Source organism: Pseudomonas sp. S8 (assembly GCF_050473925.1).
Lineage (GTDB): Bacteria > Pseudomonadota > Gammaproteobacteria > Pseudomonadales > Pseudomonadaceae > Aquipseudomonas > Aquipseudomonas parakoreensis.
Window position 1 is genome coordinate 793,445 of sequence record NZ_JBFDVZ010000016.1, and the last position, 25,045, is coordinate 818,489.

14 protein-coding genes (1 of these 14 only partly in view) are annotated in these 25,045 nt (G+C 62.9%); 10 read left to right on the forward strand and 4 right to left on the reverse strand.

Going from position 1 to position 25,045, the window contains the following annotated elements:
- The 5 genes from AB1J88_RS04935 to AB1J88_RS04955 form a co-directional block, all read left to right on the forward strand.
- Window positions 1–11,756: the 3' portion of a non-ribosomal peptide synthase/polyketide synthase gene (locus AB1J88_RS04935; protein WP_430290383.1), read on the forward strand. It extends 6,067 nt beyond the left edge of the window; 11,756 of the gene's 17,823 nt are visible here — the last part of the coding sequence; its start codon lies off the left edge, out of view; it ends in the stop codon at window positions 11,754–11,756.
- A gap of 66 nt (window positions 11,757–11,822) precedes the next feature.
- On the forward strand, window positions 11,823–12,971 hold the full coding sequence (macA, locus tag AB1J88_RS04940) for a macrolide transporter subunit MacA (protein WP_430290384.1): 1,149 nt from the start codon (window positions 11,823–11,825) through the stop codon (window positions 12,969–12,971).
- A gap of 2 nt (window positions 12,972–12,973) precedes the next feature.
- Window positions 12,974–14,932 carry a MacB family efflux pump subunit gene (locus tag AB1J88_RS04945; RefSeq protein WP_430290385.1) on the forward strand — a complete coding sequence of 653 codons (1,959 nt, stop codon included), beginning with the start codon at window positions 12,974–12,976 and terminating at the stop codon, window positions 14,930–14,932.
- Window positions 14,933–15,603: 671 nt separating this feature from the next.
- Window positions 15,604–15,975 (forward strand): DUF6124 family protein, encoded by a 372-nt coding sequence (locus AB1J88_RS04950; protein WP_430290386.1) that lies wholly within the window; start codon window positions 15,604–15,606, stop codon window positions 15,973–15,975.
- 138 nt (window positions 15,976–16,113) lie between these two features.
- Window positions 16,114–16,473, forward strand: coding sequence for a DUF6124 family protein (locus AB1J88_RS04955; RefSeq protein ID WP_430290387.1), 360 nt, complete (start codon window positions 16,114–16,116; stop codon window positions 16,471–16,473).
- A gap of 62 nt (window positions 16,474–16,535) precedes the next feature.
- Here AB1J88_RS04955 and AB1J88_RS04960 read toward each other — a convergent pair whose 3' ends face one another.
- Window positions 16,536–17,294, reverse strand: coding sequence for a helix-turn-helix transcriptional regulator (locus AB1J88_RS04960; RefSeq protein WP_222019108.1), 759 nt, complete (start codon window positions 17,292–17,294; stop codon window positions 16,536–16,538).
- A gap of 148 nt (window positions 17,295–17,442) precedes the next feature.
- Window positions 17,443–18,366 (reverse strand): universal stress protein, encoded by a 924-nt coding sequence (locus tag AB1J88_RS04965; protein ID WP_108182928.1) that lies wholly within the window; start codon window positions 18,364–18,366, stop codon window positions 17,443–17,445.
- Window positions 18,367–18,677: 311 nt separating this feature from the next.
- Between AB1J88_RS04965 and AB1J88_RS04970 the strand changes: the two genes are divergently transcribed.
- The 4 genes from AB1J88_RS04970 (at window position 18,678) to AB1J88_RS04985 (ending at window position 22,319) form a co-directional block, all read left to right on the forward strand.
- On the forward strand, window positions 18,678–19,751 hold the full coding sequence (locus AB1J88_RS04970; RefSeq protein ID WP_086792800.1) for an NAD(P)-dependent alcohol dehydrogenase: 1,074 nt from the start codon (window positions 18,678–18,680) through the stop codon (window positions 19,749–19,751).
- 35 nt (window positions 19,752–19,786) lie between these two features.
- Window positions 19,787–20,002, forward strand: coding sequence for a hypothetical protein (locus AB1J88_RS04975; RefSeq protein ID WP_430290388.1), 216 nt, complete (start codon window positions 19,787–19,789; stop codon window positions 20,000–20,002).
- A gap of 38 nt (window positions 20,003–20,040) precedes the next feature.
- Window positions 20,041–21,279, forward strand: a complete 1,239-nt coding sequence (locus AB1J88_RS04980; RefSeq protein ID WP_430290389.1) for an MgtC/SapB family protein — start codon at window positions 20,041–20,043, stop codon at window positions 21,277–21,279.
- A 116-nt stretch (window positions 21,280–21,395) separates the two neighbouring features.
- Window positions 21,396–22,319, forward strand: coding sequence for a universal stress protein (locus AB1J88_RS04985; RefSeq protein ID WP_430290390.1), 924 nt, complete (start codon window positions 21,396–21,398; stop codon window positions 22,317–22,319).
- 50 nt (window positions 22,320–22,369) lie between these two features.
- Here AB1J88_RS04985 and AB1J88_RS04990 read toward each other — a convergent pair whose 3' ends face one another.
- Window positions 22,370–22,933, reverse strand: coding sequence for an N-acetyltransferase family protein (locus AB1J88_RS04990; RefSeq protein WP_430290391.1), 564 nt, complete (start codon window positions 22,931–22,933; stop codon window positions 22,370–22,372).
- A 225-nt stretch (window positions 22,934–23,158) separates the two neighbouring features.
- Between AB1J88_RS04990 and AB1J88_RS04995 the strand changes: the two genes are divergently transcribed.
- A complete protein-coding gene (locus AB1J88_RS04995; RefSeq protein WP_430290392.1) occupies window positions 23,159–24,073 on the forward strand; it encodes a universal stress protein in 915 nt (304 codons plus the stop codon).
- 16 nt (window positions 24,074–24,089) lie between these two features.
- Here AB1J88_RS04995 and fnr read toward each other — a convergent pair whose 3' ends face one another.
- Window positions 24,090–24,833 (reverse strand): fumarate/nitrate reduction transcriptional regulator Fnr, encoded by a 744-nt coding sequence (gene fnr, locus AB1J88_RS05000; protein ID WP_041074991.1) that lies wholly within the window; start codon window positions 24,831–24,833, stop codon window positions 24,090–24,092.
- Window positions 24,834–25,045: the final 212 nt, after the last annotated feature.

A 25,045-nucleotide genomic window follows, 5' to 3' on the forward strand; every position in this document is an offset into this window, starting at 1 on the left:
TCGGCGAAATTCAGGCACGCCTGACCCAGATCGATGGCGTGCAGGAAGCCGCCGTACTGGCTCGCGAAGACGTGCCGGGGGACAAGCGTCTGGTGGCGTACTACACCGGCGCACGCCTGGAAACCGACGTGCTGCGCAGCCATCTGCTGGAAAACCTGCCGGACTACATGGTGCCTGCCGTATTCGTGCATCTCGATGCACTGCCGCTGAGCCCCAACGGCAAACTCGACCGCAAGGCGTTGCCGGCGCCGGATCTGGCGGCGCTGACCGCTCGTGCATATGAAGCGCCGGTCGGCGAAGTGGAAATCGCCCTCGCGCAGCTCTGGGCTGACCTGCTCAAGGTTGAGCGGGTAGGGCGCCACGACCATTTCTTCGAACTGGGTGGCCACTCGCTGTTGGCAGTAAATCTGGTGGCGCGCATGCGCCGCGCCGGTCTGACGGCCGACATTCGCGTGCTGTTCAACCAGCCGACCCTCGCCGCACTGGCCGCTGCGGTGGGCGGTGAACCGGAGGCCGAAGTCGCGGCCAACTTCATCACCACGGACTGCACACGCATCACTCCCGAGCTGCTGCCACTGGTAGCGCTCGACCAGCCGAGCATCGACCGCATCGTCGCCAGCATCCCCGGCGGTGTGGCCAACGTGCAGGATATTTACCCGCTGGCGCCGTTGCAGACCGGCATCCTGTTCCACCATTTGTCCGCCGCACAGGGCGATCCGTATGTGTTGCAGGCGCAGTTCGCGTTTGCCGATGAGCAACGCCTGAACAGCTTCACCCAAGCCTTGCAGAACGTAATCCAGCGCCACGACATCCTGCGCACTTCGCTGTTCTGGGACGGGCTGCAAGACCCGGTGCAAGTGGTCTGGCGTGAGGCGCCGCTGGCGTGCGAAGCGCTGGAGCTGAATGGCTCGGACGGCGATGTACTGGAGCAATTGCGCCGCCGCTTCGACGCCGCGCAGTACCGCATGGCCGTCAATCAGGCGCCGCTGATGCGCGTGGTGCACGCGTGGGACGCCGCCAATCAGCGGGTGGTGGCGTTGTTGCTGTTCCATCACCTGGTGATGGACCACGTGGCGCTGGAGGTGCTGCAACACGAAATGCAGGCGTTCCTGATCGGTCAGCCGCAACGTCTGGCCGAGCCGGTGCCGTATCGCAATTACGTGGCGCACACCCTGTCGGGGATGAGCGACCAGCCGCACGAAGCGTTCTTCCGCGAGATGCTCGGTGACGTCGACGAACCAACCTTGCCTTACGGGCAGAACCCGGCGCCGGAAGGGCTGGCCACGCAGGCACAGTTGAGCCTCGACACCGCGCTGAGCCGCAACCTGCGCAGTCAGGCGCGGCGTCTGGGTGTCAGCGCGGCGAGCCTGATGCACCTGGCGTGGGCGCAGGTGCTGGGGCAGTTGTCCGGTCGCGATGACGTGGTGTTCGGCACGGTATTGCTTGGTCGTTTGCAGGGCGGCGAGGGCGCCGAACGCGCGCTCGGGGTGTTCATCAACACCTTGCCATTGCGCATCGATCTGCGTGCGCACAGCGTCAAGGGTGCGGCACTGGTGACGCATCAACGGCTCAGTCAGTTACTGCAGCACGAACACGCGCAACTGGCGCGCATCCAGCATTGCAGCGCCATGGCGCCAAGCACGCCGCTGTTCAGTTCGTTGTTCAATTATCGTCATGGTGCCTCGGCGCAGGGCGGTTCTGCCGAGGCCCAAACGGCTTGGCAAGGCATGCAATTGCTTGAGGCCGAGGAACACAGCAACTATCGCTTGACCCTCAGCGTCGACGATCTCGGCGAAGGCTTCAGCCTGACCGCACTGGCCGGTGCCGGTATCGATGCACAGCGCACCTGCGACTATCTGCAATGCGCCTTGCACAGGCTGGTGGATGCGCTGGAGCACGCGCCGCATCAAGGTTTCGAGCACCTGTCGATCCTGCCGGACGCGGAGCGCGAGCAGTTGTTGCACAGCTTCAACGCGACCCGCGCCAATTACCCACAGGGACTGACGATTGCCCAGCGTTTCGAGCAGCAAGCGCTTGAGCGACCGCAGGCGCTGGCGGCGGTGTTTGCCGATGCTTCGCTGAGCTATGCCGAGTTGAACCGCCAGGCCAACAGCCTGGCGCATCATCTGCTCGCATCGGGCGTACAGCCTGACGACCGCGTGGCCATCGTCGCCCGACGCGGCCTTGATACGCTGGTCGGGCTGGTGGCGATTCTCAAGGCCGGCGCCGGTTATGTGCCGGTGGATCCGGCCCACCCGGCGGAGCGCCTGAGCTATCTGCTGCAAGACAGTGCGCCCGTCGTGGTGCTGAGCCAAAGCGATCTGCGTGAACGCCTGCCGGCATTGTCGGTGCCGCTGATCGACCTTGATCTGCACCAGTGGCCAAACGAGCCAATCGACAACCCGTCGCTGCCGGCCCTGACCCCGCAGCACCTGGCTTACGTTATCTATACCTCCGGCTCCACCGGTCTGCCAAAAGGCGTGATGGTCGAGCACCAGACGCTGAGCAATCTCGTGGACTGGCACTGCGCGGCCTTCGATCTGCACGCCGGCAGCCATACCTCGAGCCTGGCCGGGTTCGGTTTCGACGCCATGGCCTGGGAAGTCTGGCCGGCATTGTGCTGCGGCGCGACGCTGCATCTGGCGCCAAACCATGACGGCAACGAAGACATCGACGCGTTGCTCGCCTGGTGGCGGGCGCAGCCGCTGGACGTGAGCTTCCTGCCGACCCCTGTGGCCGAATACGCCTTCAGTCAGGAGCCGGCGCATCCAACCCTGAAAACCCTGTTGATCGGCGGCGATCGACTGCGTCAGTTCAACCGTAACCAGCCGTTCCGGGTGATCAACAACTATGGCCCGACCGAGGCTACGGTGGTCGCCACCTCCGGTTTGATTGCGGCGGGCGACGTGCTGCATATCGGTAAACCGGTGAGCAATGCCACGGTGTATCTGCTCGACGCACGGCAACGCCCGGTACCGCTGGGGGTGATCGGCGAGTTGTATGTCGGTGGTGCCGGCGTGGCCCGTGGTTACCTGAACCGTCCGCAGATGACCGCCGAACGCTTCCTGCGCGATCCGTTCAGCAGCGTGCCGAATGCACGTATGTACCGCACCGGTGACCTTGCGCGCTGGCGCGAGGACGGCACGCTTGAATACCTCGGGCGCAACGACGATCAGGTGAAAATCCGCGGCGTGCGTATCGAGTTGGGCGAGATCGAAACCCGGCTCAATCAGCTCCCCGGTGTTCAGGATGCGGTGTTGCTGGCCCGTGAGGACGAACCCGGTCAGCCACGGTTGGTGGCGTATTACACCGAGCAGGGCGCATCGTTAAGCGTCGCTGATCTGCGCGCGCACCTGCTCACGCAATTGCCTGAGTACATGGTGCCGGCGGCGTTTGTCCGGCTCGACGCGTTACCCCTGACCGCCAATGGCAAGGTTGATCGCAAGGCATTGCCGAAACCTGACCTGACTGCGCTATTCACCCGCGAATACATCGAGCCGCAAGGTGAGCTGGAAACCGCGCTGGCGCAGATCTGGGCCGAGGTGCTGCAGGTTGAGCGGGTCGGCCGGCATGATCACTTCTTCGAACTCGGCGGGCATTCACTGCTGGCTATGCGCATGGTCGCGCAGGTGCGTCAGCAACTGGGACTGGAGCTGGTGCTGGCTGATCTGTTCGCCAACCCTGAACTGGCGGCGGTCGCCGAATGCCTTTGCGTAGCGCAGGTCAGTAGCCAACCGCAGATCGTAGCGGTGCCGCGTGACGGCACGCTGTCCTTCGCCCAGCAACGCCTGTGGTTCCTCGCGCAAATGGACGGCGGCAATTCGGCGTACAACATTCCGCTTGGCCTGCGCCTGCGCGGGCAACTCGATGTCGAAGCTTTGCAGCGCGCGCTGACGCAGATCGTTGCGCGCCACGAAACCCTGCGCAGCCGCTTCGTCAGCGTCGACGATCAGGCGCAGGTGACGATTGCACCGGTCGATAGCGGTCTGCTGTTGCAAGTGGAAGACCTGCGCCAGGATCCACAGGCCGAAGCCACGGTGCAGGCACTGCTCGCGCAGGAAGCCGCGACTGCCTTCGATCTGCAGCACGATCCGCTGATTCGCGGTCGCCTGCTGCGTCTGGCTGACGAGCATCATGTGCTGTTGCTGACCGTGCATCACATCGTCGCCGACGGCTGGTCGATGGGCGTGCTGACCCGCGAACTGATGGCGCTGTATCAGGCTTTCAGTCACGGGCAACCGGATCCGTTGCCACCACTGGCGCTGCAATACGGCGACTACGCCGTGTGGCAGCGGCGCTGGCTCAGCGGTGAAGTGCTGCAGCGCCAGAGCGATTACTGGCAGCAGACCCTCGACGGCGCGCCGGCGTTGCTGACCCTGCCCACCGATCGTCCGCGTCCGACACAGCAAGACTTTGCCGGCAGCAGCGTCGAAGTACGGCTGGACGAGCGCCTGAGCGCCGGGCTCAAAGCCCTGAGTCAGCGGCACGGTGTGACCCTGTTCATGACCCTGATGAGTGCCTGGTCGCTGTTGCTGAGTCGTTTGTCCGGGCAGTCCGACGTGGTGATCGGCTCGCCGGTGGCCAACCGCACCCGGGCCGAGATCGAAGGCCTGATCGGCATGTTCGTCAACACCCTGGCCCTGCGCATCGACACCTCGGGCGAACCGAACGTGGCCACGCTGCTGGCACGGGTCAAGGCGCGCACGCTGGAGGCGCAGGCGCATCAGGATCTGCCGTTCGAGCAAGTGGTGGAAATCACCCGGCCGGCGCGCAGTCTGGCGCACAGCCCGCTCTTCCAGAGCACGCTGAGCTGGGACAGCAACGTCGGGCCGAACCTGGCGTTGGGCGATCTGCGCCTCGAAGGTGTGGCCGCGCCGGGCCAGGTGGCCAAGTTCGACCTGACCCTGACCCTGGGTGAGGTCAACGGGGTGATTCGCGGATCGCTGGAGTACGCCACGGCGTTGTTCGATCAAGCGACCGTCGAGCGTTATGTCGGCTACCTGCAGCGCCTGCTGGCGGCGATGGTCAGCGATGAGCAGACGGTGTTGGAGCGGGTGGCGTTACTCACCGAGCCAGAGCGTCAGCGCTTGCTCTACGAGTTCAACGCCACCGCACGCGAATACCCGCAGACGTTGACCGTGCACGGGATTTTCCAGCAGCAGGCAGCGGCGCATCCGAAGGCGGTGGCGGCAGTGCATGGCGAGCATTCGCTGAGCTACTTTGAACTGAACGCCCAGGCCAACCGTCTGGCGCATCACTTGATCAGCCAGGGCGTGCAGCCGGGCGACCACGTGGCGATCCTGTTGCCGCGCTCGCTGGAATTGCTGGTGGCGCAACTGGCGATTGCCAAGTGCGCGGCGGCCTATGTGCCGCTGGATATCAATGCGCCGAGCGAGCGGCAGGCGTTCATGGTCGAAGACTGTCACGCGGCGGCGTTGCTGACCCTCAGCAGTGAAGTCATCGACTACGCTGCGCCACGCATCGACCTCGACCGCTTGACCCTCAGCGGCCAACCGACGCACAACCCGAATCTGGCGCAGTCCTCGGAGTCGCTGGCGTACATCATGTACACCTCCGGCTCCACCGGCACGCCGAAAGGCGTGATGGTGCCGCACCGCGCCATCGGCCGCCTGGTGCTGAACAACGGCTACGCCGATTTCAATGCGCAGGACCGCGTGGTGTTCGCCTCCAACCCGGCGTTCGACGCCAGCACCATGGACATCTGGGGACCGCTGCTCAACGGCGGGCGTGTGGTGGTGATCGATCACCAGACCCTGCTTGATCCGAACGCGTTCGGCCATGAATTGAGCGCCTCCGGGGCGACTGTGCTGTTCGTCACCACTGCGCTGTTCAACCAGTACGTGCAGTTGATTCCGCAGGCGCTGAAAGGCCTGCGCATTCTGCTGTGTGGCGGTGAACGGGGCGATCCGGCAGCGTTCCGTCGACTGCTGGCCGAGGCGCCAGAGTTGCGCATCGTGCATTGCTACGGCCCGACCGAAACCACCACTTACGCCACGACGTTTGAAGTGCGTGAAGTGGCGGAAAACGCCGAGAGCGTGCCGATTGGCGCGCCGATCTCCAACACCCAGGTGTATGTGCTCGACGCGCACCAGCAACCGGTGCCGATGGGCGTGACCGGCGAGTTGTACATCGGCGGGCAAGGCGTGGCGCTGGGTTATCTGAATCGCCCGGAGCTGACCGCCGAGAAGTTCCTGCAGGATCCGTTCAGCGAGCAACCGGGCGCGTTGCTGTATCGCACCGGCGACCTCGCACGCTGGCTGGCTCCGGGGCAGCTCGATTGCATCGGGCGCAATGACGATCAGGTGAAGATTCGCGGTTTCCGTATCGAGCTGGGCGAAATCGAAAACCGCCTGCTCAACTGCCAAGGAATCAAGGAAGCCGTGGTGCTGGCGCGCCGCGATGGTCAGGACATCACGCGTCTGGTGGCGTACTACACCGCGCACGCCGGGCGCCTGGACAGCGCCGATCTGCACGCGCAGTTGCTGGCGCGACTGCCGGAATACATGGTGCCGAGCGCGTGGGTGCAACTGGAAGTGCTGCCGTTGAACAACAACGGCAAAGTCGACCGCAAGGCGCTGCCGGCGCCGACCCAGGCAGCGCTGCTCAGCCGGGTGTATGTCGCGCCGATCTCGGCGCTGGAACAACATTTGGCACGGATCTGGGCTGGCTTGCTGCAGCTCGAACAGGTCGGTCGTCACGACAACTTCTTCGAACTGGGCGGGCATTCGTTGCTGGCAATGCGCATGCTGTCGCAGGTGCGCCAACAACTAGGCGTCGAGCTGACACTGGCCGAGTTGTTCGCCAACCCCGAGCTGGCCGCTGTCGCCGAGGTGCTGAGCCGGGCGGGGCGCAGCACCTTGCCGGAGATTTTGCCGGCACCGCGTGATCAAGTATTGCCGCTGTCCTTCGCCCAGCAACGCCTGTGGTTCCTGGCGCAGATGGACGGCGGCCACAGCGCCTACAACATCCCGGTCGGTCTGCGCCTGCGCGGTCGGCTGGATGAAGACGCGCTGCAACGGGCACTGGCACGCATCGTTGCGCGTCACGAAACCCTGCGCAGCCGCTTCAGCCAGATCGACGATCAGCCGCGGGTGCTGATTCTGCCGGCCGAGAGCAGTTTGTTGCTGGCGGTAGAAGACTTGCGTCAGCACCCGCAGGCTGACAACGCCTTGCGCGGTCTGATCGAAGAGCAGGCCTGCGCCTCGTTCAATCTGCAGCACGATGCGCTGTTGCGCGGACGTCTGGTGCGTCTGGCTGATGATCATCATGTGCTGTTGTTGACGCTGCACCACATCATCGCCGATGGCTGGTCGATGGGCGTGCTGACCCGTGAGCTGGCGGCGTTGTATCAGGCCTTCAGCCGTGGCGAAGACGATCCGCTGCCGCCGCTGGCGCTGCAATACACCGATTACGCAGTGTGGCAACGGCGCTGGCTCAGTGGCGAGGTGCTGCAGCGTCAGAGCGATTACTGGCAGCAGACCCTGACCGGCGCGCCGGCCTTGCTGACCCTGCCCACCGACCGTCCGCGTCCGCCACAGCAGGACTATTCCGGCAGCCGCGTCGACATGCTGCTCGATGAACACTTGAGCGCCGGTTTGAAAGCCTTGTGTCAGCGTCGCGCGGTGACGCCGTACATGGTGATCATGAGCGCCTGGGCGATGTTGCTCAGCCGTTTGTCCGGGCAGAGCGACGTGGTGATCGGCTCGCCGGTGGCCAACCGCACCCGCGCCGAGATCGAAGGCCTGATCGGCATGTTCGTCAACACCCTGGCGCTGCGCATCGACACCTCGGGTGAGCCGAGCGGCGAGGCGCTGCTGGCACGGGTCAAGGCGCAGACTCTGGACGCTCAGGCGCATCAGGATCTGCCGTTCGAGCAAGTGGTGGACATCAGCAAACCGGTCCGCAGCCTGTCGCACAGCGCGTTGTTCCAGACCATGCTCAGTTGGGATAACAACGACGACCCGAGCCTGACCCTCGGCGACCTGACTCTGGAAGGCGTGGCCGGCGAAAGCCACTTTGTGAAATTCGACCTGTCGCTGAGCCTCGGCGATTCGCCCGACGGGATTCGCGGCTCATTGCGCTACGCCACGGCCTTGTTCGATGAGTCGACGGTGCAGCGTTTTGTCGGCTACTTCCAGCGGCTGCTGGCGGCGCTGGTCAACGACGATCAGGCCGTGCTTGCGCGAGTGCCGTTGCTCGCACCGCAGGAGCAGCAGCGTTTGCTGGTCGATTTCAATGCCAGCGCCGTTGATTGTCCGCTGGAGCAGCCGTTGCATGGCTTGTTCGAAGCGCAGGTGCGGCGCAAACCGGACGCCATCGCACTGCAATCAACGCAAGGAAACCTGACCTACCGCGAGCTTAATCAGCGCGCCAATCGTCTGGCCCAGCACCTGCGCGAACTCGGTGTGCAGCCGGATGCACGGGTGGCGATCTGCGTCGAGCGCGGGCTGGATCTGGTGGTCGGTCTGCTCGGCATTCTCAAGGCCGGTGGTGCCTATGTGCCGCTGGACCCGAGTTACCCGACGGAACGCCTGGCGTACATGCTCAAGGACAGCGCGCCGACTGCGGTGCTGGTGCAGACCGCTACTCGCGGGTTGTTCGATGACTCTGCCGTGACGCTGATCGACCTGAATCAGGACACTTGGCAACACCTGCCGGATCACGACTCGCCAGTGCCGGGTCTCAGCGCCTCGAACCTTGCGTACATGATCTACACCTCGGGCTCTACCGGGCTGCCGAAGGGCGTGATGATCGAGCATCGCAGCGCTTGCAACATGGTGCATTGGGGCTCGCAGATTTCGCCGCCGACCGAACACGGCGCGCTGCTGCAAAAGGCGCCGTTCAGCTTCGACAGTTCGGTGTGGGAGATCTTCTGGCCGCTGTGTTCCGGGATGCGCCTGGTATTGGCGCGGCCGGATGGCAACCGCGATTCGGCCTATGTGGTGCAGACCATTCGCGAGCAGCAGGTGACGGTGGTCAAGTTCGTTCCTGCGCTGCTGCAGCAGTTCATCGAGCAGGACGGTGTCGAGCAATGCACCAGCCTGACCGATGTGCTCAACGGTGGCGGTGAACTCAGTGCTGCGCTGGCGCGTCAGGTGCGCGATCGCCTGCCGTGGGTGCGGTTGCACAACGTCTATGGCCCGACTGAAACCACGGTGGACAGCACGGGCTGGACGCTGGAACCGCACATGCCGGTGCCGGACAACGTGGTGCCAATCGGCAAGGCGTTGAGCAACACCCGCCTGTACGTGCTCGACGCGTACGGACAACCGGTGCCACAAGGTGTCAGCGGTGAGTTGCACATTGGCGGCGTCGGCGTGGCACGTGGTTATCACGGCTTGCCGGAGATGCAGGCCGAACGCTTCATCGACAGCCCGTTTGTGCCGGGGGATCGCCTGTACCGCACTGGCGATCTGGCGCGCTACAACAATCATGGGGAACTGGAATTCCTCGGCCGCAATGACTTCCAGATCAAGCTGCGTGGCTTGCGTCTGGAGCCGGGGGAAATCGAGGCGCGGCTGATCGAACATCCGGCGGTTCGCCAAGCGGTAGTGATGGTCCGCGATGAGCGTCTGGTGGCCTGGTACAGCTTGCGCGCCGGCATCGACGCGCCATCGTTGGAAACCTTGCGCAGCCATGTGCTGGAGCGTTTGCCGGAGTACATGGTGCCGGGCGCGTTTGTGCTGCTCGACGCTTTGCCACTGACGCCAAACGACAAGATCGACCGCAAGGCCCTGCCGGAACCGGGGGCAGATGCGGTGATCAACCGCCCATACGTGGCACCCGAGGGTGAAGTCGAAACCGCGCTGGCGCAGATCTGGAGCGAGGTGCTGGGCGTCGAACAGGTCGGTCGTCACGACAACTTCTTCGAACTCGGTGGGCATTCGTTGCTGGCGGTGAAGCTGGTCAATCTGCTGCAACGGGCCGGGCTGCCACTGTCGCTGGCCGAGCTGTTCCAGCATCCGAGCATCGAGTCTGCCGCCGCGCTGCTCGGTCAGGGCGAGGCGCCCGGTCAGCCTGACGGGCTGGTCGTGGTGCGTGCCGGGGCGCACGGTACGCCGCTGTTCCTGCTGCATGAATTCAGCGGCAGGGACGTGTACTTCCCGACGCTGGCCCAGCACATCGGTGGCGAGTTCCCGATTTACGGCCTGCCTGGCGTGACGCTCGGTCAGCCGCAATTGCGCACGCTTGAGTGCATGGCGCAGCGCATGGTCGGGATCATCCGCGCGGTACAGCCTCACGGGCCGTATCGTCTGGCGGGCTGGTCGTTTGGCGGGGTGCTGGCGCATGAGGTCGCGCAGCAATTGCTCGGTCTCGATGAACCGGTGGAGTTCATCGGCATGCTCGACAGCTACGCGCCAAACCCGCTGGCCCAGGACAAGGCGCTGTGGAGCGGCGAGGGCCTCGACAAGCGCCAGTTGCTCGGCCATTGCCGTGGCCGTTCGCTGATGCTGGGTGCCGAAAGCGAGACGGCGCTGGCGGCGGTGCAAGCGCTGGAAGCGCAAGTCGAACAACTGGATTTCCCCGAGCTGTTCAAGCGCTGTCAGGCGCAGCAACTGACCGATCCGGAGCTGGCGACGGTCAGCGCGGCGGACGCCTGGCATTACTTTGATCGCGAAGCGGCGCATCGTCTGGCGCTGGCGCATTACCGGGTCAGCCCGGCGAGCCAGCCGATCCACCTGTTCCGTGCCCAGGAACTGATGGAAGGCCAGTCATTGCCGAGCCCGACGCGCGGCTGGGAAGAGCGCTTCAACATTGGCTTGCTGCGTTGCATCGACATCCCCGGCGATCACCGGACCATGATGAAGCACGCGCACATCCAAGCGCTTGGCCAGGCCATCACCCAGGCGCTGGAAACCCTGGTGACGCCGGAACCGGCACTGTATCAACCGCTGCTGACGATTCAGACCGGGCAGCCGGGGCATGCGCCGATTTTCTGTGTGCCGGGGGCGGGTGACAGTGTCACCGGGTTCATTCACCTGACCGAGGCGATCGGCCCGGAGTGGCCGATCATCGGCTTGCAACCGCGCGGGCTGGACGGCGTCAGTGTGCCGCACAGCGCGGTCGAAGCCGCTGCCGCGTTCTACCTGCAAGCCATCGAGCAGATCCACCCGCAGGGGCCGCTGCACCTGATCGGTCATTCGTTCGGCGGCTGGGTCGCGCATGCCATGGCCGCGCAGTTGCAGGCGGCCGGGCGCGTGGTGGCTTCGCTGACGTTGATCGACAGCGAGGCACCGGGCGGTGACGGCACGGCGGGCAAGCCGTACACGGCCACTGCCGCGCTGCAACGGCTGATTGACACCCTGCAGTTGTCCTGTGGCAAATCGCTGGGTATCGATCCTGCGACCTTCGCCAACGCCGACGACACCACGCAACTGCGTCTGCTGCACGCAGGCATGGTGCGCGCCGGGGTGTTGTCGGAGCGCGCGGCGCCGGACGCGATGCATGGCCCGGTACGCACCTTCGCCAGCGCCTTGCGCACGGTCTATCAACCGCGACTGGCCTATACCGGGCCGGTGCGGCTGGTACTAGTCGATGACCCGACGCTGGACGAGTGGGGCAATCAGCGCGAACAGGCGGCGGTGCTTGAAGGCTGGCAGCGGCAGGTCAGTGATCTGGCGGTGTGGTACGGGCCGGGCAACCACTTCACGATTCTCAAGGCGCCCAACGTCTTCAGTTTCGCCGCGTGGTGGCATGACGGCCTGGCGCTGGCGGTCGGCGAAGCGCTGTCCTGAGTGTGGTTTTTCTATCAAGACCCGGCCGCTGGCCGGGTCCATCCCTGAACGGACTTGTGGTTATTTATGGAAAAGTCGAAGTTGCGCAAAGTCGGTATGGGGTTGGCGTTGGCGGCGGTGGCCGGGTTGGTGCTGTACACGGTGCAGGCCCCGGCCGAAGCGCCGAAATACCAGACGGCGCCGGTCGAACGCACGGACATCGAAAACACCGTGCTCGCCACCGGTTTGCTGGAAGGCGTCAAGCAAGTGGATGTCGGCGCGCAAGTGTCGGGGCAGTTGAAGTCGCTCAAGGTCAAGGTGGGCGACAAGGTGAAGAAGGGCCAGTGGCTGGCCGAGATCGATCCGCTGGTGCTGCAGAATACCCTGCGCCAGGCGCAGGTCGATGAGGAGAACCTGCAGGCGCAGAAGCGCGCGACGCAGGCGCAGCTCAAGCAGACCAAAGCGATTTACGAGCGTTATCAGAACCTGCAGGAAGACGCTTCGATCTCGCGTCAGGATTTTGAAACCGCGCAATCGAACTACGAGGTGCAGCAGGCCAATCTGTTGTCGCTGGACGCGCAGATCAAGAGTGCGCACATCCAGATCGACACCGCCAAGGTCAACCTCGCGTATACGCGGATCGTCGCACCCATCGATGGCGACGTGGTCGGCATCGTCACCCAGGAAGGCCAGACCGTGATCGCTAACCAGTTGGCGCCGATCCTGCTGAAACTGGCGGATCTGGACACCATGACCATCAAGGCGCAGGTCTCGGAAGCGGACGTGATCCATATCGCACCGGGACAGCAGGTGTACTTCACCATTCTCGGCGAGGACAAACGCTATTACGGCAAGCTGCGCGGTACTGAACCGGCGCCGCAGAACTTCCTCGAAACGCCGCCAGCCGGCACCCCGAAGCAAAACACCGCAGTGTTCTATAACGCGCTGTTCGAGGTGCCCAATCCCGACCATCGCTTGCGCATCTCGATGACCGCGCAAGTGCGCATCGTCCTCGATACCGCGCAATCGGTGCTGACCGTGCCGGTGGCCGCGCTCGGCCCACGCAACGCCGATGGCAGCTTTCCGGTGCGGGTGCTGGACGCCAAGGGCCTTGCGCAGTCGCGCAACGTGCAGACCGGGATCAACAACAACGTCAAAGTGCAGATCAATCAGGGCCTGAATGAAGGCGAGCGGGTGGTGATCGGCGATCCACTGCCCGCCGTGGCGGGGGCTTGAGCATGACGCAGCCGTTACTGCAACTGACCGGCATCACCCGCAGTTTCACTGCCGGCGACCGCGAGTTTCTCGCGCTGAAGGACATCAACCTGACGATCAATGCCGGAGAAATGGTGGCGATCATCGGCGCCTCCGGGTCCGGCAAATCAACCCTGATGAACATCCTCGGCTGTCTTGATTACGCCACCGCCGGCAGCTACAGGATCAACGGTCAGGAGACCCGCGACCTCGACGATCAGGCGCTGGCCGAACTGCGCCGCGATTACTTCGGTTTCATCTTCCAGCGCTATCACTTGCTGCCGCACCTGAGCGCGATGCACAACGTCGAGATGCCGGCCATCTACGCTGGTATCCCGGCGCCGCAACGCCACGCCCGCGCCCGTGAGTTGCTGGCGCGGCTGGGCCTCGACGGGCACCTGACGCATCGCCCGAGCCAGCTCTCCGGCGGTCAGCAGCAACGGGTGAGTATCGCCCGGGCCTTGATGAATGGCGGTGAAGTGATCCTTGCCGACGAACCCACCGGCGCCCTCGACACCGCCAGCGGCAAGGAGGTGATGCGCATTCTGCTGGAGCTGCACGCAGCCGGGCACACGGTGATTCTGGTGACCCACGACCCGAAAGTCGCGGCCAACGCCGAGCGCATCATCGAAGTCAGCGACGGTGAAATCCTCAGCGACCGGCGCAACCAGCGCGACACCGGGCAACTGTCGGACGAAGAGCAGGTGCCGGCCAAACCACCGGCGACCCGCCGTTTGGTCGCCAGCCTCGGGCTGTTCAAGGAAGCCTTCAACATGGCCTGGGTGGCGCTGATTTCGCACCGCATGCGCACCTTGCTGACCATGCTCGGGATTGTCATCGGCATCACCTCGGTGGTGTCGATTTCGGCGATCGGCGAGGGCGCCAAGAACTACGTGCTCAAGGACATTTCAGCGATTGGCAGCAACACCATCGATATCTATTCCGGCAGCAGTTTCGGCGACAAGCGCGCGGCCTCGATCGAGACACTGGTGCCGGCCGACGTTACCGCGCTGAATCAGCTGTATTACGTCGACAGCGCCACCCCGGTGGTCGGCCGCAGCATGCTCCTGCGTTACCGCAACATCGACCTCGACGCGCAGATCAACGGCGTCAGCGACCAGTACTTTCAGGTGCGTGGGATCAAACTGGAGGCGGGCATTACCTTCAGCGAAAGCGATGCGCGGCGCCAGGCGCAGGTGGTGGTGATCGATTACAACACCCGGCATCGGTTGTTCGGTGAGGGCGTCGATCCGCTGGGTCAGGTGATCCTGATCGGCAACCTGCCGTGCACGGTGATCGGCGTGACGGCCGAGAACAAAAACCTGTTTGCCTCAGGCAAAACCCTCAACGTCTGGGTGCCCTACGAAACCGCCGCCGGGCGTATCCTGGGCCAACGTTTTCTCGACAGCATCAGCGTACGGATCAAGGACGGCCAGTCGAGCAAAGTCGTGGAAAATCATGTCACCCAATTGCTGCTGCAACGCCACGGCATCAAGGATTTCTACACCAACAACCTCGACAGCGTGATGCAGACCGTACAGAAAACCAGCCGCTCGCTGGCCTTGCTGCTGTCGCTGATCGCGGTGATTTCGCTGGTGGTCGGCGGCATCGGGGTGATGAACATCATGCTGGTGTCGGTCACCGAGCGCACGCGGGAGATCGGCATTCGCATGGCGGTCGGCGCGCGCCAGTCGGACATTCGTCAGCAGTTTCTGGTGGAGGCGGTGATGGTCTGCCTGCTCGGCGGGGCCATCGGCATTTCCCTGTCGTACGCCATCGGCCACCTGTTTTCGCTGTTCATCAAGGAATGGGAGATGGTGTTCTCCATGGCCTCGGTGCTGACGGCGGTGATCTGCTCGACGCTGATCGGCATCGTCTTCGGTTTCGTTCCTGCGCGTAATGCTTCGCGCCTGGACCCGATCGAAGCGTTGGCCCGGGACTGATTGCCGGAGCTGATTGGCCGGGCTCGTGCCTTAAGCGCACAAATCGAAAGGGACGGGTCATGACCCCGTCCCTGTTTTTCGCCCTCAATCCAACTGTGGGAGCTGGCTTGCCAGCGATGACGGCCTACCAGCCGACCAACCTCCCACCTGAATGCACTCGGTCAAATGGTGGGAGCTGGCTTGCCAGCGATGACGGCCTACAAGCCGACCAACCTCCCACTGAATGCACTCATTCCAACTGTGGGAGCGAGCTTGCTCGCGAAAGCGGCTTGCCAGACAACATCAAAACAACAGAGCAAACCCCGCACATAAACATAACCCCGCAACCACGTTTAAAATACACGAACCGTTACGCCATACCGGCTACAACGCCTTGCGCCGTTACCTACGCGTACGCCAGAATCCGCCGGCTTACAGGGCTATGGGGCGGGCTATATCGTTTCCCTGTCACTGAAAATCAGTGATCGGGTTTGGTAGCCCGTCTGTAATAGCTGTATGGCAACACCTATGCAGTCCCTTTGCGGGGCTCGGTTTTATGGTGGTCATGCGTGGGGCTCACTCGTGAGCGCCGGGTTCCTATTGCAGCCGGTCTACCAACCCGCGTATGGCCACCACCCCTCGTTTGGTAGCGAGAGTGATGGCTCCTGAATAACTGCAATAGGAGTTCATCCATGTTCAAAGCCACACCCAACCCCCCGGACACCTCAATCCCGTACGACCCAGCCCTCGACCCGCAGAAGATAAAAGCGGCCACCGACCGCGCCATCAACTTCTACCTCAACCCCGGCGCCCTGAAGATCTCGATCCCTTCAACACCCTCAAGCAAATCCAACAGAATCTTCCTCATCGACCCCACCGTGGACGAGGAAACCTTGCTCGTCGAAGCCTGCGAATCGTTAGCCGCCGCCAGCGATATGGCCCGCGATATTGGCGACGTCGTCGACCACCCACAGCGCCGGGCCATGCTGATGCTGCATCAGGTGATCATGCTCAGTGAACTGATGGTCAACCGAGTACTGGACGGCCGCCGCGTGCCGAACTAACTGCCCGGTCCTCTGTAGGAGCTGCCGCAGGCTGCGATCTTTTGATCTTGTTTTTAAAAGCAACATCAAAAGATCGCAGCCTTCGGCAGCTCCTACATTGAGAAATTCTTTCAAGTGCCTCGATCGGAGTGCCAGCTGATGTCCGAAACCTCATCCAATCCGCCGATTACAGACCCGGTATCGCCCTACGAATCCCTCAACTCCAGAAAACTCCACGAAGCCGCCGAACGCGCCCTCGATCACTACCTCGCGCCCGCGCACATCATGGCAACGCCGTACAGCCCCAGCAGCATGTTCCTGGTCAACCCGCAAACCGACACCGAATCCCTGCTGGCAAACGCCTGCGAATCCCTGGCGTCGGCCACGGTCATGCTCGGTGATTTCGCCGGCACGCTGGAAGGGCCGGGTCGCAATACGGCGCTGGGCATTGCGCAAGCGGTGATGCTGGGGGAGTTGGCGGTGAATCAGGCGCTGGACAGAGTCGTGCCGAAGGATTAAGCCTCCAATGTAAAAAAACCGCCACCCGGTGAGGGCGGCGGTTTTTTTCTTCAGTGGCGGACTCAGGCCGCGCTGGTGGCGGTGGACGTGTCCTCTGGCGAGTACATCCAGCGCATCAACGAATGCCGGCCGCTGATCCCCAGTTTGATTGCGGCGCGCTTGAGATAGCTTTCCACCGTGTTGACCTTCAACTGCAATTGCTCGGCCAGCTCCGGCGCGGTACGCCCGGCGAGCAGGCCAATGCACACTTCGGTTTCGCGATTGGACAGGCTCAGGCCCAGTTGCTGTAAACGTTCGTTGAAGCGCAGTCGCAGGTTGTCCAGGCCCGGTTGCGCGCCGTCGGTGCCGGGCGACGGCTCTTCAGTGCCGGTCTGCAAGGGTTGCAGGGCGTGAATGTGTTTTTCCAGCATCGGCAACAGCACCGGAGAGATGTCCTGCAACAAACTCTGCTCCTGGGCCGAGAACCGTTGCGACTGGTCGTTGCGATACACCGAAATCACGTAGCGGTAGCCGTCCTTGCGTCGGGTCAGGTGCAATTGTGAGGCGTCGGCGCTGGCGGAGGCGGGCGCGTCTATTGGCGCACTCGAGCGTGCGGCAATGTGTTCGCAGAATACCGTTTCAGCCTGCTGGGCCGGGTCTTTGCCGGTTTCCGGCGGATTGCGATGGGCGGGGCGGCCGACCGGCTCAACGCGCATTTGCCGAATGTGCGTGGCGTCCACCGCCAGTTGCGTCTGGATCAGGTCATGCAGCATTCGCGGAAAGTGACGGCTACCGGTGCTCGCAATGACTTTGCCGATATGGGGAAACAGGTGTGAGTTCATAAACATCATCCATGAGTTGCAGGTGAAACAGTCCCATTCCTGACCTGCGTCGAGCATGTTCCCTGGTCGACGCAATGTCAGGATGTGGATCCTATCCTAGTACAACGTTTGAAAGACGGTTTAATGAAGGCGTTATCAGCTTATAACTTCACTCGATTTTTTCCGGCGCCACCACCCACACGCTGCACGGCATCTTGTACAGCAGGTGTTCGACGGTGCTGCCGATCAGACGGCCCACACCCCGGTGGGCGATGCGGCCCATGACAATCATGTCGATGTCGTAAGCATCGGCGTAGCTGGCCAGTACCTTGGCCGGGTCACCCAAAATCATGTGCTGGTTTTCTGCCGGAATATCGTTGCGTTCGGCCAGCTCACGGAACGCTTCGCCCTGGGCATCGAACAGCGCCTTGGCGGCACTGGAGGAAAAGAACGCGGAGGCGTGATCGAAACCGAATTCGGCGGCGCTGAGCGAGGTCAGGTCATGGGCGTAAATCACGTCGAGCTGCGCGTTACACAGCGTCGCCAGTTTATCGGCCTCGTACAGGATCCGGTCGTTCAGACCTTGGTACTGACCATCGCGATGGAACGGGTCGACCGCTGCGACAATCCGCCGTGGCAGGGCGTGTTGCACATGGCTGACGAAATGCAGCGGCACCGGGCATTCGCGCAGCAAGTGCACATCCAGCGGGGTGAACATCAGGCGCGACAGCAGTGATTCGTGCTCCAGTGCCTTGATCAGCGCCGCCATCGGTTGTTCGCGCAGGTGAATGAGGATTTCCTGCAGCGGCCTTTCGACCCAGACCACCTCGGTGGTGACGTGCACCCCGAGTTTGCGCAATGGCCGGGCCTGGTCCTCAAGCCATTGATGATGGCGTTCGATGTAGCCCAGGCGCATCTGTTCCAGCGCTTGTTCGTTGACCAGTCCGGCGGTCGCCAGGCCTTCCAGATAATCGAAGGCAACGATGTGCAACGCTGCGTCGGAGGCCTTGGCCAGCGCGGCGGCGCGCTCGAAAGCCGGGCTGTTTTTCATCAGGGGCGAAACCACCAGCATGAAACGCGATTGCTCAGACATGACAAATCTCCCGTGGTTGATCGCACACACGACGCGAAAGGGCGGCGTTGTGTTCGGGCCTTGAGCCTTGAGTCCATCGTGGCCCGGGCGTGGCGGGCGGGATTGATATTTGTCAACGGGGCGATTCACCCACACCGTCCATCGGACGTGCGGTAGGGGGAGGCTGTCCGAGGTCCCGGGTGGGAGCGGACGTGCTCGGCGAAAGCGGTGGGCTGATCCGCAGTTTGTTTGACCATTATCAACGTTGGTGCTGTGACGACGGCGCAGTCTTGAGGACATCTCAAGCTGCGACTCGCTCAGAGGATTTGATCATGGCCATGATGAAAGCGGCGATCTTCGTCGAAAAGAACCGCATCGTGCTTGAAGACAAGCCGATTCCGCAAGTTGGGCCACTGGATGCGCTGGTGCGCGTCACCACCACGACTATTTGCGGCACCGACGTGCATATCCTGCGCGGCGAATACCCGGTGGCCAAAGGGCTGACCATCGGTCATGAGCCGGTGGGCGTCATCGAGCGACTGGGTTCGCAGGTGCGCGGTTTCGTCGAAGGTCAACGGGTGATCGCCGGGGCTATCACGCCCAGCGGCCAAAGTTACGCCTGCCTGTGCGGTTGCGGCTCGCAGGACGGCCCGGACACCCGCCACGGCTTCAAGGCGATTGGCGGCTGGAAGTTCGGCAACACCATCGACGGCTGCCAGGCCGAATACGTGCTGGTGCCGGACGCCCTGGCCAATCTGTGCCCGATCCCCGACGGCCTCAGCGACGAACAGGTGCTGATGTGCCCGGACATCATGTCCACCGGTTTTTCCGGGGCGGAACGCGGGGAGATCAACATCGGCGACAGCGTCGCGGTCTTTGCCCTCGGGCCGATCGGCCTGTGTGCGGTAGCGGGGGCGCGCCTCAAGGGCGCCACCACGATCATCGGCGTCGATGCCGTGCCCGAACGCATGAGCGTCGCCCGCCGACTGGGCGCGACCCATGTGGTCAACTTCAAGGATGGCGACGTGGTCGAGCAGATCATGGCGTTGACCGATGGCCGTGGCGTCGACGTGTCCATCGAAGCGCTGGGCACCCAAGGTACGTTCGAAGCGGCCTTGCGGGTGCTGCGTCCCGGTGGACGCTTGTCGAGCCTGGGAGTGTACTCCAGCGACCTGCACATTCCGCTCAATGCCTTTGCCGCCGGGCTGGGTGATTACAGCATCGTTTCGACCCTGTGCCCCGGTGGCAAGGAACGCATGCGCCGCTTGATGGCGGTGGTGCAAAGCGGCGCGGTGGACCTGTCGCCGCTGGTGACCCATCGCTTCAAGCTCGATGACATCGAGGCGGCGTATGAGCTGTTTGCGCATCAGCGCGACGGGGTCATGAAGGTGGCGATTACCCCTTGAACAAGGGCCTTTTCCGATTCGACGGAGGCTTTTCGATGAACATTGATATCAGTGCAACGGCGGCACCGCATGGCTGGGTGGTGTCGCTGGATGATTGTCGCGTGTACTTCAATCAGTTGCAGGAGGCGCAGGTTTTTGTCAGCCGGCTCCAGGCCCGTATCGACGCGCCGCATCCCTGGCCACAAGCAACTGAGCGTCAAATATTTACCCCACCCGCGCCGGCCAGAACCGTGAAGGCTGTTGCGGGCTGAATTCGATCCGCGCAGGGGTAAGGCAGGGCAAATCGACGATGAATGAATCCCTGGGCATGATGGGGGCGGCGGCCGCCTTGGGCATCGGCATGCTCATCGGCCTTGAGCGCGAACGGCACAAGGGCACTGGTGAGCGTCGAGGCAGCGCAGGTTTGCGCACCTTCGCGATCAGCGCGTTGCTGGGCTACGCCGCGATGGTGGTGGGGGCGGCGCTGTTGGTGGGGATTGTCGCAATCGGTTTGACCTTGCTGATCACCGTCGCCTATTGGCGCGGGCGCGATGACGACCCCGGCGTGACCAGCGAAGTGGCGCTGATCATCGTGCTCATATTGGGCGCGTTGTGCACACGCTCACCCGAACTGGCGGTGGCGATTGGCGTGGTGGTGGCGGGTTTGCTGACGTATCGGGAAAAGCTGCATGACTTCGCGATCACGCAGTTGAGCGAAACCGAAATGCGCGATGGCCTGGTCTTGCTGATAACCGCGCTGGTGGTGTTGCCGTTGACACCGGATCGCTACATCGGGCCGTACGCCGCGCTCAATCTGCGCACCATTTGCACCTTGACGGTATTGCTGATGCTGGTGGGCGCCGGCGGGCACATTGCCGTTCGTACGCTGGGCATTCGTTACGGCTACGTCCTCAGCGCCATCGCCTCCGGCTTCGCTTCCAGCACCGTGACCATTGCGACGATGGGCCATCGGCTCGCCCGGGAGCCGGCGAATCTGCGGATCCTCAGCGCGGCAGCGCTGCTGTCCAATCTGGCGACCATGGTTCAGACCGGGCTGATTCTCGCCACCGTCGATCCAGCCTTGTTGCGCAACATGTGGCTGCCGTTAGTCTGCGGCAGCGTGGCGGCGCTGATCTACAGTGCTTGTCTGATGTTTCCCCGACCCGCCAGAGGAGCTGAAGAGACGCTGCCGGCAGGCGGTGCATTCAATCTGAAACTGGCCTTGATCGTCGCGTTGACCATGACTGCGATCACCCTGGTCTCGTCGGCCATGCTCAGTCAATTCGGCCAGGTGGGCGTAATGCTCACCGCCACCTTCAGCGGGTTCGCCGATGCGCACGCGTCAACCGCCTCGATCGCCGGGTTGGCCAAGGCTGGCCTGTTACCGGTGGCGGCGATTGTCGCTCCGGCGCTGATCGCGATCAGCAGCAACTCGTTGAGCAAATGCGTGGTGGCCTGGGTCAGCGGCGGCAGGCGTTTCGCGGCGATTGTCATCCCCGGGCAGGTGCTGCTGACACTGGCGATGTGGGCCGGCACCTTGTGGCACTGAAACGCGGCGGCGCGGGTTTGAGGCAGAGCTGATCAAGATCAACTCGTCGGCAGCAGGAGCGGGCAATCTGGAGATCTGTTCACTTGATCCCGTTGGCCGCCGTGCCGAGGTGCCCCATGTCGCAGACCCAACGCTTGTTGTTGATTGCTCCCCCTACCATGAGCCACACCCCGGCGTTCGAGCGTGCCGCCGCGTTGGCCGTCGCCATGCAGTTGCCGTTGCACATCGTCGCCTTCGATTACCTGCAGGCGCTGGCGGTGGCGGGCCTGTTCGCTCCTGAGCAAATCCGTCTGGCCCGGGACGGTTATTTGCGCACGCATCGCCAGTGGCTGGCCGAGCAGGGCAAATTGCTCGAACGGCATGGCATCCAGGTCACCAGTGAGGTGGTCTGGGTGCAACATCCTTACGAAGAAGTCCTGCAGTTCGTCAACGAAATGCCGTTGGCGCTGATTATCAAGGATGCGCAGCAGGAGTCGGCGTTGAAGCGGGTGTTTTATACCCCGCTGGATTGGCAGCTGCTGCGCGACTGCCCGGTGCCGGTGCATCTGGTCACCGATGACGTGCATCCAAGGCCACGCAGTGTGCTGGCGATCATTGACGTACTGCGCAGTGAAGATCAGGACTTGCTGTTCAACGATCAGATTGTCGACGCCGCGGTGCGCCTGGCCGAGCAGTGTGATGCCAGGCTTGAGTTGCTGCATGTCTACGACTGGGCGGCGGTGTATGCCACGGACATGGGCTACGGCGCCTTGCCGCTGGCCACCGGCATCTATGAGTCACTGGGCAGGGCGCAACATGAGGCATTTGCCGCCCTGGCCGAACGCCACGGTGTGCCGCCGACCTGCCGACATTTTGTCGAGGGTCCACCGGTGCCGAGCATTTGCGAGTTTGCCGCCGAACATCACATTGAGGTGATCGTGTTGGGCACGGTGCAGCACCACGGTTTGAACAAGTTGTTGGGCACCACCGCCGAACAGATCCTGCATCGTGCGCCGTGCAGTGTGCTGGCGATCAAACCGGGACATACCTTGCAATCGTGAAGAATCGCCCGGTGCCGAGTCGTTTTGCAGACTCGGCACCGGGCGATTTTTTACAGGTGAAGACGGTGTATGACCTGACGGCTGTCTTCAGGATCGTGGTGGGTTTCGAACTTCAGCGCCCGGGCCAGTTCGCGCATCGGTTCGTTGCTGGCAACGTCGACCGAATACATCTGGCGGAAGCCGTTCTGGCGTGCAGCCTTGATCAGATGCTCCATCAACAGCGTCCCCAGGCCCAGGTGTTGCCATTCATCGGCAACGGTGACGGCACATTCGCATTCATGCTCGCCGGTGGCGGCATACCGGCTGATGCCGATTTCGATCAGTTGGCCGTTTTCATGCACCAGCGCGATGAACGCCGTGCGCAGCCGGTTATCGGTGTCCATCAGTTGGTCGAGCATTGCCGGGCCGGGCTCGCTGATCTGCGCCAGAAAACGCATGTGCCGGGACTCGGGCGACAGGCGCTTGATGAAGGCGTATTCACGCTCGCGATCCTTTTCCGCCAACGGACGGATCAACACATGACGCCCATCCTTGACGGCCTCGATCCAGTGTTGCCCGGAGACTGCGGCGTAGGCCGCCACGGCTCGATCGTTGTGGTCTTTGACTGTAAGCATGGGGTAATCCTCCATCCGGTTTGAAAAGGCTGACACGGGTTGAGCAACGGTTGTTTTTGATGGTTTTACGCCGTCGCCGAGGCCCGCATCTGATCTGGATCAGACACACGCAAACGCGTCACTCAATGGCTGTTGGTTGATGTAAATCAACGTCGGGCAGTGGGCCGCGAGCGCAGGCTGGAACCTTGCCGGTCGTGCAACGCCGGTGCCGAGCGGAGGTGTGTGATGGGGCAATATCAACGTTTGCTGCTGGTCGCCGACCAGACCCTGCATCAGTCACCCGCCATGCTGCGCGCCATGGCGCTGGCCAAGGCGAGCGGCGCGGCGCTGGACGTACGGGCCTTTGTCGAACCGGTGCCGGTTGCGCATCTGTGGGAAGAAGGAATCGACGAAGTCGACGCTCAGCGCTATTTGCGGCGCTACCGCCGCTGGATCGCCGATGAGGTCGAACGACTCAACGGCCATGGCCTGAAGGTCACCGTCGATGTGGTGTTCACCACGCACCCGTTGCTGGAGATTCTCAGGACCGTGCAGGCGCTCAAGCCCGATCTGCTGATCAAGGATGTGGCGCTGGAGCCAGTGCTGAAACGGGTGTTCATCACGCCACTCGATTGTCACTTGCTGCGTGAATGCCCGGTGCCGGTGCACCTGGTCAATCAGATTCGCTACGCATTACCGCATCGAGTGGTCGCGGCGGTGGATCCGTTCGATCCGGCCACGCAGATCAACGGCTTGAACGACACCATCATCCAGACGGCCAACGCCCTGGCCTTGCAATGTGACGCGCCGTTGCACTTGTTGTACGCCTATGACTTGTCGGCGGCATTCAACGGTGACGCACCGCTGGTGACCGGTGGCTGGAACGGCAACTTTGTCGAAGAACTGCGTGAATCGCTGCATCAGGCTTTTGTGACCTTGGCCGATCGTCATGGCGTACCCCCGGAACGTCGGCATTTCGCCATGGGCTTGCCGGTGCCGGTGATCAGCGAGTTTGTCGAGCAGTACCTGGCTGACGTGGTGGTGATGGGTACGGTGCATCGGGTCGGGGTTGACCGGTTGATCGGCAGCAACACCGAGCGGGCACTGTACTCGGTGCCGGGCAGCATTCTGGCGGTCAGGCAACGGGGCCCCAGCGATTGACCGGCCGGGGCCGGCCTCAGCGTGGCGAGCGGTGGCAGCCGGCAACCAATTGCTTGAGGCCGTCCATGTTCTGGATCCGCACGTCGCGGCCGCTGATTTCCACCAGTCCCTGATCCCGCAGGTGAGCGATGCCCCGGCAGATGGTTTCCAGACGCAGCCCGAGAAAAGAGCCGATTTCCTCGCGGCGCATTTTCAGCACGAAATCCTTTGCCGAGTAACCGCGCAGGCTCAAGCGTTGCGACAGGTTGAGCAGAAACGCCGCCAGCCGTTCATCCGAGTTCATGTTGCCCATGAGCATCAACATGCTGTGGTCGCGCACGATTTCACGGCTCAGCAACCGATTGAGGTTGTGCTGCAGCGACGGCAGGTTCTGCGCCAGTTTTTCCAGCTGCGCAAAGTGGATCGGGCAGACCTCGCTGTCCTCCAGGGCAAAGGCATTGCAGGCATGCTCGTCGGCGCTGATGGCATCCAGCCCGAGCATCTCGCCGGGGATGTGAAAACCGGTGACCTGCTCACGGCCGTCCACCGACAGCATGCTGGTCTTGAACGAGCCGATTCGCACGGCATACAACGAGCGCAGCGGATCGCCCGTGCGGTACAGCGCGGCCCCCTTTTTGACCTTGACCCGTTGCACGATCAGCGTATCCAGGCGCTCGACTTCTGCACCGCTCATGCCGATCGGCAGACACAACTCCAGCACACTGCAGTTGGAGCACGCGGTTTTGAGGTGGTGCACAGGCAGAGCAAGTTTTTCGGACATGGGAGGGTTCACGCGGTTGGGGGTGGGTTAAGCATAGGTGCCCCGCATACGGACACCGATTTCATTTAACAACCGCCTGCGCCAGCTGACGAACGGACGAAAGCGCAGTGCGGGGAACGCAGCTGCGCCATTGCTTGATAAAAATCAGAACCCTCGCAAGGTACCGTCGGATACTGGCCGGGCAAGTGGTCACTACTCGATCGACAGGGATG